The organism is Actinacidiphila sp. bgisy144 (assembly GCF_057708105.1).
Window position 1 is genome coordinate 226,260 of the sequence record NZ_JBYIRM010000009.1, and the last position, 13,641, is coordinate 239,900.

Below are 13,641 nucleotides of genomic sequence, written 5' to 3' on the forward strand. Positions count from 1 at the left end.
GGCCAGTTGAAGATCCACGCTACGTCACATCTCCCGCCGGGCAGGGCCGGGGTGTGGACGGAGGGGCGCCGCCCCTCCGCTCCCCGAGCCGAACGGCCTTCCGGCCGGGGCCGAACGAGCGGACCGGCTCGGCCCCAGAGCGGACCGGGCCCCCGCACCCGCCAGGGCACCCCACAAAGCCCCGCGGCCCGCGCACCGCGCTGGCCTCACGGACCGCCCGCGCGGCACCCCGTGACGCCCTGGCGTCGGTGCGGGAAAGGGGCCCGCTCAGGCGGGGAAGACCTGGTGGATGCGCAGGGCGCGGGCGAGGTCGTCGACTTGGTCGGCCAGGGCGCGGCGCAGGGCCGGGGTGAGGGAGGGGTCGTCCAGGGCGGCGCGGCCCAACGCCAGGGCGGGTGCGGTGACTTCGGTGCCGGGGAAGCCGCGGCGGGCGACGGCGTCGGAGATAGCGGGGCCGCGCCGGGCGGCGGCCGCTGCCGCGTCGGGGTAGTAGCGCGGCAGGTAGTCGGCGAGCACCTCCCGCTGCTCGGGGTGCCAGAAGCCGTCCGCGGCCGCGCCGACCAGGTGCGCGGAGCGCGACTCGTGGAAGATCGCCTGCCAGGCGGCGGCCTTGGCCCCGGGGTCGGGCAGGGACGCGCGGCAGCGGGCGGCGGCCTCGTGTCCGGCGGCGCCGGGGTCGCGGGCCAGCTCCGCGTCGATGTCGGCGCTGTCCGCCGCGCCGAGGACGGCCAGCCGTGCCAGCAGCAGCCAGCGCAGTTCCTGGTCGAGGGTGTCGCCGCCGGGCCCGGTGCCCGTGTCGTACCAGCCGCGCAGTTCGGCCGTCCCGGCGTCGCCCGCCGCGGAGGCGGCCAGTGCGCGCAGGGCGGTGAGCCGGTTGCCGGGGCGGCCCTCGGCGAGCAGCGCGCGGGCGGTGGCGGCGAGCGCGGCGAGCGCCGCGGGCCGCGCCTGCGGGCCGAGGTAGCGGTCGGCGACGGTCACCCGGGCGAAGGTGAGCACCCCGTGCACGATCGACGGGTCGGCCTCCCCCGGCAGGTGCCGGCCCACCAGGTCCAGGTACTGCGCGGGCGCCAGCCGGGCGTCCCGTACCAGGTCGCGCGCCGCGTTCCAGGCGACGGAGCGCGACAGCGGGTCGGGGATGCTGCCGAGCGCGTCGCGCACCGCCTCCCACGAGCGGTCGTCGAAGCGGACCTTGACGTAGCTGAGGTCGTTGTCGTTGAGCAGCACCAGGTCGGGCCGGGCGCCGTCGAAGGTGCGGCGCTCGACGGCGGCGGTGGCCGTGATGTCCACGGTGGCGCGTTCGCGCAGCACCAGCCGCGCGGTGTCGCCGGGCGCGCGGTCGTAGAGCCCGACGTCGATGCGGTGCGGGCGGTGGCCGCTGTGCCCGATCTCCAGCCGCCAGCCGCCGGGCGCGAGGGACGCGGACGGGGTGAGGGTGTCGATGCCGGTGCTGCGCAGCCACGCCTCGGCCCAGGCGGGCACGTCGCGTTCGGTGGCGGCCGACAGCGAGTCGATGAGGTCGGCGAGGCGGGCGTTGCCGAAGCGGTGGCGGGCGAAGTGCGCGTTCAGGCCGGCCAGGAAGTCCTCCCGGCCCATCCAGGTGACCAGTTGGCGCAGCGCGGAGCCGCCCTTGGCGTAGGAGATGCCGTCGATGTTGGTGAGCGCGGACGCGGTGTCGGGCACGTCCTCGGGCAGCGGTGCGACGGGGTGCGTGGAGGGGCGCTGGTCGCTGTCGGAGCCGCGGTACTTGCGGTTGGCGCCGTAGTCGGTCCAGGCGCCGGCGAACTGCGGGTCCTCGGAGACCACCTGGTAGCCCATGTACTCCGCGAACGACTCGTTCAGCCAGATGTCGTCCCACCAGCGCAGGGTGACCAGGTCCCCGAACCACATGTGGGCCATCTCGTGGGCGATGACCACCGCGCGGTTGCGCAGTTCGGTGGGGGTGGCGTCCGAGCGGTAGACGTACTCGTCGCGCAGGACCACCAGTCCGGGGTTCTCCATGGCGCCGAAGTTGAACTCGGGCACGAACGCCTGGTCGTAGGAGTCGAACGGGTACGGCTCGGCGAACATCTCGCGGTAGCGGTCGAAGCAGCGGAAGGTGAAGGCGAGCAGGTCGGGCGCGGCGCGGTCCAGGTGCGCGGCGAGCGAGCGGCGGGCGTGCAGCGCGAAGGGCAGCCCGGCGTGCTCGGCGCGCACCGCGTGGTAGGGGCCGGCGGCGACCGCGACGGCGTAGGTGGGCAGCGGCGGGGTGGGGGCCATCTGCCAGCGGCCGGGCGCGGTGCGGGTGGCGATGCCGTTGCCGAGCACCGTCCAGTGCTCCGGCGCGGTGACGGCCACCTCGAAGCGGGCCTTCAGGTCGGGCTGGTCGAAGGCGGCGAAGACCCGCCGCACGTCGGCGAGGAACATCTGCGTGTAGAGGTAGGTCTCGCCGTCGGCGGGGTCGGTGAAGCGGTGCATGCCCTCGCCGGTGTGCGAGTAGGCCATGTCGGCCTCGACGCGCAGTTCGTGCGGGCCCTGCGCGAGTCCGGGCAGCGGCAGCCGGTTGCCGTCCAGCAGCGCGGTGTCGACCGGGGTGCCGTCGAGCAGCACCCGGTGCAGGGCGGCCGGTTCGACCTCGGCGAAGGTGTCGCAGTCGCGCAGGGCCGCGAAGCGGATGACGGTGGTCGATCCGAAGCGCTCGGCTCCCTGGGTGAGGTCGAGGTCGATCGCGTAGTGCGCTACGGCCAGGTCACGGGCGCGGGTCTCGGCCTCGGCGCGGTTGAGAGCAGGCATGCCCTTCATGCTGCCGCACGAAAGCCGCTGGTGGAACGCCTTCACCGATCATGGATACGAGGCCGGCGCACCTGTGCGAGGCCGCGGTGCCGCGGGGCCCGGCGCGCGTACCGGTGGAGGGGTTACGCTCGCAGGGGCGCGGGGAGGTGGCCATGGACGGGTCGGCGCGGGGCGGCGCGGAGGCGGCCGGGGGGCCGATCGTGCACGGCTTCCCGCATCTGGACACGGTGCGGCGGGCGCTGACCGCGCTGTACCGGCGGCTGTCGGCGGACGGGGTGGCCCGGTTCGCGGCGAGTGTGCGGCCGGAGCTGGTGGACTTCCCCGACGACGAGGACCCGTATCTGGGCGCGCTGCGGGTGGCCCGGGTGATGGTGCGGCACCTGCGGCTGCCGGACGCCCGCATGGTGGTGGGGTTCCGCGACATGGCGCACGCGGGCAGCGTCGAACTGGCCGCGGGCCCGGAGTACTTCGTGGAGCTGCACGCCCGGTTCCGCACCGACCGCCGGGACGTGGGCGCCGCGCTCGCCCACGAGGTGACGCACGTCTACCTGCACCGGCTGGGGCTGGAGTTCCCCGGCACCCGTGACAACGAGATCCTCACCGACACCGCGGCCGCCTACCTCGGCGCGGGCTGGCTGCTGCTGGACGCCTACCGGGAGGAGCCCGCACTGCGCGGGGAGCGGATCACCATGGCCGCGTACAAGCTCGGCTACCTCACGCCCGAGGAGTTCGGGTACGTCCTGGCCAAGCGGGCGCTCGCCCTCGGCGACGACATCGAGCCCTGGCTGCGCAGTCCGCAGGCCGCGGACGCCTACCGGGCGGGGCTCGAGCGGGCCCGGCAGGACCTGCGCCGGCCGCCGCTGGCCGCCGCGCCGTGGGCGGCCCGCCGCCTGTACGCGCGGCACCGCCGGGCCGGCGCCGCCCCGGACAGCGCCGGCTACGCGTTCACCGGTCCCCCGGCCGACCTGCGCGTCTCCTTCGCCTGCCCGACCTGCTTCCAGCGCATCCGCCTGCCCTGCGCGGGGCGGCTGCGCGCCCGGTGCGCGCTGTGCGCCACGGAGCTGGCCTGCGAGACGTAGGGCCGGGTCCGCGGAGGTCCCGGAAAAGCCACAACGCCCGCCTCCTTGGTCGGGGAGTGGCGAGCGTTGCGGGTGTTGCTGCGTACCGCACGCCGTTGTGCGGGACATCTCGGGTGCCGGGCGGGACCCGGCGGTGCGGCCGATCAGGTCGGCCGGTGACCGGTCAGACGGTGAGCGGCCGGTCGGTCGGGCGGATCGGCGCGGGCAGCGCCGAGGGCACCCCGGTGAGGTAGGCGTCGACGGCCTTCGCCGCGGAGCGCCCCTCGGCGATCGCCCAGACGATCAGCGACTGGCCGCGGCCGGCGTCGCCGGCGACGAACACGCCGTCGACGTTGGTCGCGTAGGAGGCGTCCCGCGCGATGTTGCCGCGCGCGTCCAGCTCCAGCCCGATCTGCTCGATCAGCCCGTTCTTCTGGTCGGTGCCGGTGAAGCCCATCGCGAGGGTGACCAGGTCGGCCGGGATGACCCGCTCGGTGCCCTCCTGCGGCACGAACCTGCCGTCCTGGAAGACCACCTCGACCAGGTGCAGTTCGCGCACGTGCCCGTCGGCGTCGCCGGTGAACCGCACGGTGTTGACCGCGTAGACCCGCTCGCCGCCCTCCTCGTGCGCGGAGGTGACCTTGTAGACCATCGGCATCGTCGGCCACGGCTGGTGCGCGGGCCGCTCGTCGGACGGCCGCGGCATGATCTCCAGCTGGGTGACGGACAGCGCGCCCTGCCGGTGCGCGGTGCCGACGCAGTCCGCGCCGGTGTCGCCGCCGCCGATGACCACCACGTGCTTGCCCTCGGCGCTGATCGGCGGGGTGACGAAGTCGCCCTCCTGCACCTTGTTCGCCAGCGGCAGGTACTCCATCGCCTGGTACACGCCGGTCAGTTCGCGGCCCTCGACCGGCAGGTCACGCCACTGGGTGGCGCCGGCCGCGATGACCACCGCGTCGTACCGCCGGACCAGCTTCGCGCCGTCGAGGTCGGTGCCGATCTGCACCCCGGTGCGGAACTTGGTGCCCTCCGCGCGCATCTGCTCGATGCGGCGGTTGATGTGCCGCTTCTCCATCTTGAACTCGGGGATGCCGTACCGCAGCAGCCCGCCGATCCGGTCGGCCCGCTCGTAGACCGCGACGGTGTGGCCGGCCCGGGTGAGCTGCTGGGCGGCGGCCAGGCCCGAGGGGCCCGAGCCGATCACCGCGACGGTCTTGCCGGACAGCCGCTCCGGCGGCTGCGGCGTCACGTCGCCGTTGTCCCACGCCTTGTCGATGATGCTGACTTCGACGTTCTTGATCGTCACCGGCGGCTGGTTGATGCCGAGCACGCACGCGGACTCGCACGGCGCCGGGCACAGCCGCCCGGTGAACTCCGGGAAGTTGTTGGTGGCGTGCAGCCGCTCGGACGCGGCGGTCCAGTCCTCGCGGTAGGCGTAGTCGTTCCACTCCGGGATCAGGTTGCCCAGCGGGCAGCCCTGGTGGCAGAACGGGATGCCGCAGTCCATGCAGCGGCCGGCCTGCTTGCTGACGATCGGCAGCAGCCCGCCGGGGACGTAGACCTCTTTCCAGTCCTGCTTGCGCTCCTCGACCGAGCGGGTCGGGTTGTTCTCACGCGGGGTGGTGAGGAAGCCCTTGGGGTCAGCCATTTGCCGCCTCCATCATCTTCGCGGTCGTCTCGGACTCCGAGAGTCCGGCCAGCTCGGCGGCGTTCTTGGCGGCGAGCACTGCCTTGTAGTCCCTCGGCATGACCTTGCCGAAGCGGGTGAGGGCGCCGCCCCAGTCGGCGAGCAGCCGCTCGGCGACGGTGGAGCCGGTCTCCTCGAAGTGGCGGCGCACCACGTCGTGCAGCCACGTGATGTCGTCGGCGGTCAGCTGCTCGACCTCGACCATCCCGGGGTTGACGCGCTCGGGGTCCAGGTCCAGCAGGTAGGCGATGCCGCCGGACATGCCGGCCGCGAAGTTCCGGCCGGTGGCGCCGAGCACCACGGCCCGGCCGCCGGTCATGTACTCGCAGCCGTGGTCGCCGACGCCCTCGGCCACCACCGTCGCACCGGAGTTGCGCACGCAGAACCGCTCACCGGTGCGCCCGCGCAGGAACAGCTCGCCGCCGGTCGCGCCGTAGGCGATGGTGTTGCCCGCGATGGTGGACTCCTCCGCGAGGTGGTCCGCGCCGCGGTCCGGGCGGACGATCACCCGGCCGCCGGACAGGCCCTTGCCGACGTAGTCGTTGGCGTCGCCCTCCAGCCGCAGCGTGACGCCCCGCGGCACGAACGCGCCGAAGGACTGCCCGGCCGACCCGGTGAAGGTGATGTCGATGGTGTCCGGCGGCAGGCCCGCGCCGCCGTACTTCTTCGTCACCTCGTGGCCGAGCATGGTGCCCACCGTGCGGTTGACGTTGCGGATCGGCACCTGGGCGCGGACCGGGGCGCCGGACTCCAGCGCGTCGGCGGCGAGCCGGATCAGCTCGTTGTCGAGCGCGCGCTCCAGGCCGTGGTCCTGGCCGGTGGTGCGGTGCAGCGCCGCGCCCTCGGGCAGCTCCGGCACGTACAGCAGCGGGGCCAGGTCCAGGCCCTGCGCCTTCCAGTGCTCCACCGCGCGGCCGGCGTCGATCAGCTCGGCGTGGCCGACGGCCTCCTCGATGGTGCGGAAGCCCAGCTCGGCGAGGATCTCCCGGACCTCCTCGGCGATGAACTCGAAGAAGTTCACCACGAACTCCGGCTTGCCGGAGAACCGGTCGCGCAGCACCGGGTTCTGGGTGGCGACGCCCACCGGGCAGGTGTCCAGGTGACACACCCGCATCATGACGCAGCCGGAGACGACCAGCGGCGCGGTGGCGAAGCCGAACTCCTCGGCGCCCAGCAGCGCCGCGATCACCACGTCCCGGCCGGTCTTGAGCTGGCCGTCGGTCTGCACCACGATCCGGTCCCGCAACCCGTTGAGCAGCAGCGTCTGCTGGGTCTCGGCCAGGCCGAGCTCCCAGGGGCCGCCCGCGTGCTTCAGCGAGGTGAGCGGGGAGGCGCCGGTGCCGCCGTCGTGCCCGGAGATCAGCACCACGTCGGCGTGTGCCTTGGACACACCCGCGGCGACCGTGCCGACGCCGACCTCGGAGACCAGCTTGACGTGCACGCGGGCCCGGGGGTTGGCGTTCTTCAGGTCGTGGATGAGCTGGGCGAGGTCCTCGATGGAGTAGATGTCGTGGTGCGGGGGCGGCGAGATCAGGCCGACGCCCGCCGTGGAGTGCCGGGTGCCGGCGATCCACGGGTACACCTTGTGGCCGGGCAGCTGGCCGCCCTCGCCGGGCTTGGCGCCCTGCGCCATCTTGATCTGGATGTCGTCGGCGTTGACCAGGTACTCGGAGGTGACGCCGAACCGGCCGGAGGCGACCTGCTTGATCGCGCTGCGCCGGGCCGGGTCGTACAGCCGCTCCGGGTCCTCGCCGCCCTCACCGGTGTTGGACTTGCCGCCGAGCTGGTTCATCGCGATGGCCAGCGTCTCGTGCGCCTCGCGGGAGATCGAGCCGTACGACATGGCGCCGGTGGAGAACCGCCGGACGATCTCGCTGACCGGCTCGACCTCGTCGATCGGGATGGCCGGGCGGTCGTGCTTGAGGCCGAACAGGCCGCGCAGCGTCATCAGCCGCTCGGACTGCTCGTTCACCCGCGAGGTGTACTGCTTGAAGATGTCGTAGCGGCGGCTGCGGGTGGCGTGCTGGAGCCGGAAGACGGTGTCCGGGTCGAACAGGTGCGGCTCGCCCTCGCGGCGCCACTGGTACTCGCCGCCGATCTCCAGCCGGCGGTGCGCGGCGGGGATGCCGGAGACCGGGTACGCCTTGGCGTGCCGGGCGGCGACCTCGCGCGCGATGACGTCGATGCCCGCCCCGCCGATCTTGGTGTCGGTGAGGTGGAAGTAGGTGTCGACGAACTCCGCGTCCAGGCCGATCGCCTCGAAGACCTGCGCGCCGCGGTAGGAGGCCACGGTGGAGATGCCCATCTTGGACATCACCTTCAGCACGCCCTTGCCGAGCGCCTTGATGAGGTTGCGGATCGCGGTGTCGGCGTCGACGCCGGGCAGGAAGGTGCCGGCCCGGACCAGGTCCTCGACGGACTCCATCGCCAGGTACGGGTTGACGGCCGCGGCGCCGTAGCCGATCAGCAGCGCGACGTGGTGCACCTCGCGGACGTCGCCGGCCTCGACGATCAGGCCGACCTGGGTGCGCTGCTTGGTGCGGATCAGGTGGTGGTGCACCGCGGAGGTCAGCAGCAGCGACGGGATCGGGGCGTGCTCGGCGTCGGAGTGCCGGTCGGAGAGCACGATCAGGCGGGCGCCGTCCTCTATGGCGGCGTCGGCCTCGGCGCAGATCTCCGCCAGGCGCGCGGCGAGCGCCTCGCCGCCGTCCGCCACCCGGTACAGGCCGGAGAGCGTGGCGGCCTTCAGGCCGGGCAGGTCGCCGTCGGCGTTGACGTGGATGAGCTTGGCCAGCTCGTCGTTGTCGATCACCGGGAAGGGCAGGGTGATGTTGCGACAGGAGGCCGGGCTGGGCTCCAGCAGGTTCCCGGACGGGCCGATGGTGGAGATCAGCGAGGTGACCAGTTCCTCGCGGATGGCGTCCAGCGGCGGGTTGGTGACCTGCGCGAAGAGCTGGGTGAAGTAGTCGAAGAGCAGCCGCGGCCGGTCGGACAGGGCGGCGATCGGCGAGTCGGTGCCCATCGAGCCGATCGGCTCCGCGCCGGTGCGCGCCATCGGCGCGAGCAGGACCCGCAGCTCCTCCTCGGTGTAGCCGAAGGTCTGCTGGCGGCGGGTGACCGAGGCGTGGGTGTGCACGATGTGCTCGCGCTCGGGCAGGTCGGCCAGCTCGATCAGCCCGGCGTCCAGCCAGTCCGCGTACGGGTTCTGGGCGGCGATCTCAGCCTTGATCTCGTCGTCCTCGACGATGCGGTGCGAGGCGGTGTCGACCAGGAACATCCGGCCCGGCTGGAGCCGGCCCTTGCGGACGACCTTCTCCGGCGCGATGTCGTGCAGCACGCCGGACTCGGAGGCGAGCACCACCAGGCCGTCGTCGGTCACCCAGTAGCGGCCCGGGCGCAGCCCGTTGCGGTCCAGGACCGCGCCGGCGACGGTGCCGTCGGTGAAGGTGACGCAGGCCGGGCCGTCCCAGGGCTCCATCAGCGTGGAGTGGTAGCGGTAGAAGGCGCGGCGGGCCGGGTCCATCGAGGTGTGGTTCTCCCACGCCTCGGGGATCATCATCAGCACGCTGTGCGGCAGCGAGCGGCCGCCGAGGTGCAGCAGTTCCAGCACCTCGTCGAAGGACGCGGTGTCGGAGGCGCCGGGGGTGCAGATCGGGAAGATCCGCTCCAGGTCGGTGGAGGCGGCGGCGCCGGCGAGCAGCTCGCTGGCCAGCTGCGACTCGCGGGCCCGCATCCAGTTCCGGTTGCCCTTGACGGTGTTGATCTCGCCGTTGTGCGCGACGAACCGGTAGGGGTGGGCGAGCGGCCAGCTCGGGAAGGTGTTGGTGGAGAACCGCGAGTGGACCAGGGCGATGGCGGTGGCGAAGCGCTCGTCGGACAGGTCCGGGAAGAACGGCTCCAGCTGCCCGGTGGTGAGCATGCCCTTGTAGACGATGGTGCGGGCCGACAGCGACGGGAAGTACACGTCGGCCTCGCGCTCGGCGCGCTTGCGCAGCACGAACGCGGGGCGGTCCAGCTCGATGCCGGCGCGCCCGGTGGCCTGGTCGGCGACGAAGAGCTGCGCGAAGTGCGGCATGGTGGAGCGGGCAGTGGCCCCGAGCAGGTCGGGGTCGGTCGGCGTCTCGCGCCAGCCCAGGACGGTCAGGCCCTCTTCGGCGGCGATCCGCTCGATGGCGTCGACGGCCTTGGTGCGGTCGTCGGGCTCGGTGGGCAGGAAGGCGAGGCCGGCGGCGTAGTGGCCGGCGGCGGGCAGCTCGAAGTCGACGACGGAGCGCAGGAAAGCGTCGGGGATCTGGAGCAGGATGCCGGCGCCGTCGCCGGAGTCCGGCTCGGCCCCGGTGGCGCCGCGGTGTTCCAGGTTGCGCAGGACGGTCAGGGCCTGCTGGACGAGCTGATGGCTCGCCTCGCCACTGAGCGTGGCGACAAAGCCGACGCCGCAGGCGTCGTGCTCGTGGCGGGGATCGTACATCCCCTGCGGGGCGGGGCGCCCGTCCATGAACGCGGAACGCGAACGCATGGCTCTCCCGTCGTCGTCATGTGGCTGATATGCATCGCCCGTTATCGGGCATGCGCAACAGGGACGACGTTGGCCCTCTGCGATTTCGTGCAGGTTACATGATGGACGAGTGTTCGAGAAGTGGATACTCGATTCCATCATGTGGACGTACAAGGTGGGTCCGGCCGGGTGGAACAGCTACTTCAGGCCAGCGTCGTGCCGCGGGGGGTGGTACGGACGATTCCGGCGCCGCGAGCGGGGGTGCCCGGACACGGCTCGACGAGCCTTGGGGGAAAGCTCTGCCGGTTGCGTTACCGACTGATGCCCCGTGCGGCCTGCGCTGAAACGAAGGGGAAACAGAAGTTTCCGACGAACCGCCTGCGCGGCCCGTACTTCGATGGTAAGGCCGCCCGTCAAGAGGGGTCGGACGGCCTCGGCGAGTATCTGTTTCCGCAGGTCGTCAGGCGACCGCGGAGCCGATCAGGGCGCCCAGCCCGAAGGTGACGCCGCCCGCGGCCGCGCCCAGCGCCAGCTGGCGAAGCCCGCCGAACCACCACGACCGCGCGGTCACTCCGGCCACCGCCGCGCCGCAGCCGAACAGGCCGACCAGCACCAGTACCACCGCCGGCCACAGCGCGGTCGCGCCCAGCAGGTACGGCAGCACCGGCAGCAGCGCGCCCAGCGCGAAGCACACGAACGACGAGGCCGCCGCGACCAGCGGCGACGGCAGGTCGGCGGGGTCGACGCCCAGTTCCTCGCGGGCGTGGATCTCCAGCGCCTGCTCCGGGTCGGCGGACAGCTGCCGGGCGACCTCGTGGGCGAGCTCCGGCTCCACCCCGCGCGCCACGTAGCGTGCGGCCAGCTCGCGCAGCTCCGCCTCGGGGTGGCGGTCCAGCTCGGTCCGCTCGACCGCCAGCTCGGCCCGGACCAGGTCGCGCTGCGAGGCGACCGAGGTGTACTCGCCGGCCGCCATCGAGAACGCGCCCGCGGCCAGCCCGGCCAGTCCGGTCACCACCACGGTCCGCGAGCTGACGTCACCGCCGGCGACGCCCGTCATCAGGGCGAAGTTCGACACCAGGCCGTCCATCGCGCCGAACACCGCGGGCCGCAGCCAGCCGCCGCTGACGTCGCGGTGGCTGTGCTCGGCGGGTTCGGACACCTCGTACGGCGTCGCCGTACCGGTCGGCTCCACAGCGGCCGTCGTCATGTCCTACCCCTCCCCCGGGCGCCCCAGCGACCCGCGCACATCTGGCCAACGCTTCGACCGTACGCGGCATTCCGGGTCGCCGCCAGCAAGGGAAGGCTGCCCTGACCTGCGGTTTCGCCACTCAGTAGGGCGACCGGCGGGGGCGGGAGGGAATGGGAGGGAAGAGGTCAGACGGCGTTCAGGAGGACGGCTCGGAGGCCGCGCCCGAGGGGGTGGCACCCGCGTCGGCGGCCTCGGTCGGCGCGTGGGCGCCGGGCGTCCCGTCCTGGCCGGAGCCACCGGGCACGTCCGGCGCGTCGACGGTCTCAGCGGTGTGGACCGGGTCGGCGGCCTCGTCGGGGCCGGCCGCACCGGACGGGTCGGCCACCGGCTCGGCGCCGGGCTCGGCGCCAGGCTCGACAACGGCCTCCCGGCCGGGCCGCATCCGCGCCGAGAGCACCATGTAGAGCACCGCGGCGAGGAAGACGACCATCGCCGTCCAGTCGTTGAGACGCAGTCCCAGGATGTGGTGCGCGTAGTCCGAGCGCATGTGCTCGATCCAGCCGCGGCCCACGCAGTACGACGCCACGTAGAGCGCGAAGGCGCGGCCGTGGCCGAGTCGGAAGCGCCGGTCGGCCCAGATCACCAGGAACCCGACACCGATGCACCACAGGCACTCGTACAGGAACGTCGGCTGATAGATGCCCGGCACCCGGTCGCCCGCGGTGCTGGTGATCTTCAGGCCCCACGGCAGGCTGGTGTGGTTGCCGTACAGCTCCTGGTTGAACCAGTTGCCCCAGCGGCCGATGGCCTGGGCGAAGGCGATGCCCGGGGCGATCGCGTCGGCGTAGGCGGGCAGGGCGATGCCGCGCCGGCGGCAGCCGATCCACGCGCCCAGGGCGCCGAGCGCGATCGCGCCCCAGATGCCCAGGCCGCCGTCCCACACCTTGAAGGCATTCACCCAGTCGTTGCCGCCGGTGAAGTACAGCTCGTAGTCGGTGATCACGTGGTACAGACGGCCGCCGACCAGGCCGAAGGGCACCGCCCACACCGCGATGTCCGCGACGGTCTCCCGCTTGCCGCCGCGGGCGATCCACCGCTTGTTCCCGAGCCAGACGGCCACGAAGACACCGATGATGATGCAGAACGCGTAGCCACGCAGCGGGATCGGTCCGAGGTGGATGACTCCGCGCGACGGGCTGGGAATGTATGCGAGTTCCATGGCACTGCCGACGCTACCGTGCCGGGCGGGTGATCCGGCAACCCACCCGGCTACGTCTGGATAACGTCCTACCTCCGGTCGCCGTCCGTGTCCGGGTCAGGACGGGTCGGGGCGGGTCAGGACGGGCTGGGCGTCGCGGTGACCGTGCCCGGCTTCTTGCCCTTGTTCGCGGACTGGACCATCTGCTTGAGCGAGGCCGGGGTCAGCGCGGTGGTGCCGTAGATGCTCTTGCCGTTGAGCAGCACCGTCGGGGTGGAGTTGTAGCCGGCGGTGTTGAACGCGTCGTTCGACTTCTTCACCCAGGCGTTGTGGGTGCCGTTGTCCACACAGGCGGTGAAGGCGGCGTTCTTCAGGCCCGGCACCTTGCCCGCCAGGGTGAGCAGGGTCGACTTGGTGCCGAACTTGTCGTCCTGCTCGTCGGGCTGGTTGTCGTACAGCACGTCGTGGTAGGCGCGGAACTTGCCCTGGTCCTGGGCGCAGGCGGCCGCGTTGCCCGCGTTGAGCGAGCCGGTGCCGCCGAGGTTGCCGTCGATGAGGGTGACCAGGTGGTACTCGGTGCGCAGCGCGCCGCTGTCCTCCAGGCTGTGGATGGTCGGCGTGAAGGTCTTCTCGAACTCGTCGCACGCCGGGCAGCGGAAGTCCTCGTAGACGGTCAGCGTGGACGGCGCGTCGGCCGCGCCGACCGGGATCACCAGGTTGTCCTTGCCGGTCGCGCCGCGCGGGGCCGTCACGGTGCCCGCGGAGTCGCCGGAGCTGCTCTTGCTGCCGCTGTGGTCGGCCACCGCGATGGAGATCCCGGCCGCCGCGGCCAGTACGACCACCACGGCTCCCGCCACCGTCAGGGTGCGCTTCCGCTTGGCCCTGGCCTTGTCCCGCTCGCGTTGCGCCTGAAGCGCCTGACGCGCGCTGGTCTTTCCGTTCCGGTTCTTCTCGCTCACGTCGTACCAACCGGGGGGGCGCTGCGCTTGGCTCGCGCCGTGGGGGTTTTTCGCCCGCCCGGGTGACTTTTTCTGCACGTAAGGGTGAGGGGACCCGCCCGGGTGCCCCGTTCTGTGCGGTGCGGGACCTTGCGGTGGGTGGGTGCCGGTCCGCTCGGGGGTGCCCCTTGCTGCCCGGTTCCCGGACCACCTGCCGGTGGGGGGTTGCGCGCGCAGTTCCCCGCGCCCCTGGGGTGGGGGGGGGGGGGGGGGGGGGGGGGGGGGGGGGGGGGGGGGGGGGGGGGGG

The 13,641-nt window shown here is 72.9% G+C and carries 7 protein-coding genes; 1 reads left to right on the top strand and 6 read right to left on the bottom strand.

Going from position 1 to position 13,641, the window contains the following annotated elements:
* Positions 1-267 precede the first annotated feature (267 nt).
* Positions 268-2,769: an aminopeptidase N gene (gene pepN / locus AC3EVP_RS13780; RefSeq protein ID WP_435129785.1), complete on the bottom strand. Its 2,502-nt coding sequence runs from the start codon at positions 2,767-2,769 to the stop codon at positions 268-270.
* 152 nt (positions 2,770-2,921) lie between these two features.
* On the opposite strand from pepN, the gene AC3EVP_RS13785 reads away from it, so the two are divergent.
* Positions 2,922-3,848 (top strand): hypothetical protein, encoded by a 927-nt coding sequence (locus AC3EVP_RS13785; RefSeq protein WP_435129788.1) that lies wholly within the window; start codon positions 2,922-2,924, stop codon positions 3,846-3,848.
* Positions 3,849-4,011: 163 nt separating this feature from the next.
* Here the strand turns inward: AC3EVP_RS13785 and AC3EVP_RS13790 are convergent, their stop codons facing one another.
* From AC3EVP_RS13790 to AC3EVP_RS13810, 5 genes are all read right to left on the bottom strand, one after another.
* Complete coding sequence (locus AC3EVP_RS13790) at positions 4,012-5,475, bottom strand: glutamate synthase subunit beta (RefSeq protein ID WP_335973647.1); 1,464 nt, start codon at positions 5,473-5,475, stop codon at positions 4,012-4,014.
* Entirely contained in the window at positions 5,468-10,030 is a 4,563-nt protein-coding gene (gene gltB / locus AC3EVP_RS13795) for a glutamate synthase large subunit (protein WP_335973652.1), read from the bottom strand. Before gltB ends, AC3EVP_RS13790 begins: the two co-directional genes overlap by 8 nt.
* A gap of 439 nt (positions 10,031-10,469) precedes the next feature.
* Positions 10,470-11,216, bottom strand: a complete 747-nt coding sequence (locus tag AC3EVP_RS13800; RefSeq protein ID WP_335973655.1) for a VIT1/CCC1 transporter family protein — start codon at positions 11,214-11,216, stop codon at positions 10,470-10,472.
* 178 nt (positions 11,217-11,394) lie between these two features.
* On the bottom strand, positions 11,395-12,417 hold the full coding sequence (lgt, locus tag AC3EVP_RS13805; RefSeq protein ID WP_435129792.1) for a prolipoprotein diacylglyceryl transferase: 1,023 nt from the start codon (positions 12,415-12,417) through the stop codon (positions 11,395-11,397).
* 116 nt (positions 12,418-12,533) lie between these two features.
* A complete protein-coding gene (locus tag AC3EVP_RS13810; protein WP_335973657.1) occupies positions 12,534-13,355 on the bottom strand; it encodes a DsbA family protein in 822 nt (273 codons plus the stop codon).
* Positions 13,356-13,641: the final 286 nt, after the last annotated feature.

Bases quoted from the DNA above. Each gene is read 5' to 3' on its own strand.
- AC3EVP_RS13790 (WP_335973647.1), bottom strand. From the start codon at position 5,475: ATGGCTGACCCCAAGGGCTTCCTCACCACCCCGCGTGAGAACAACCCG.
- gltB (WP_335973652.1), bottom strand. From the start codon at position 10,030: ATGCGTTCGCGTTCCGCGTTCATGGACGGGCGCCCCGCCCCGCAGGGG.
- lgt (WP_435129792.1), bottom strand. From the start codon at position 12,417: ATGGAACTCGCATACATTCCCAGCCCGTCGCGCGGAGTCATCCACCTC.
- AC3EVP_RS13800 (WP_335973655.1), bottom strand. From the start codon at position 11,216: ATGACGACGGCCGCTGTGGAGCCGACCGGTACGGCGACGCCGTACGAG.
- pepN (WP_435129785.1), bottom strand. From the start codon at position 2,769: ATGCCTGCTCTCAACCGCGCCGAGGCCGAGACCCGCGCCCGTGACCTG.
- AC3EVP_RS13785 (WP_435129788.1), top strand. From the start codon at position 2,922: ATGGACGGGTCGGCGCGGGGCGGCGCGGAGGCGGCCGGGGGGCCGATC.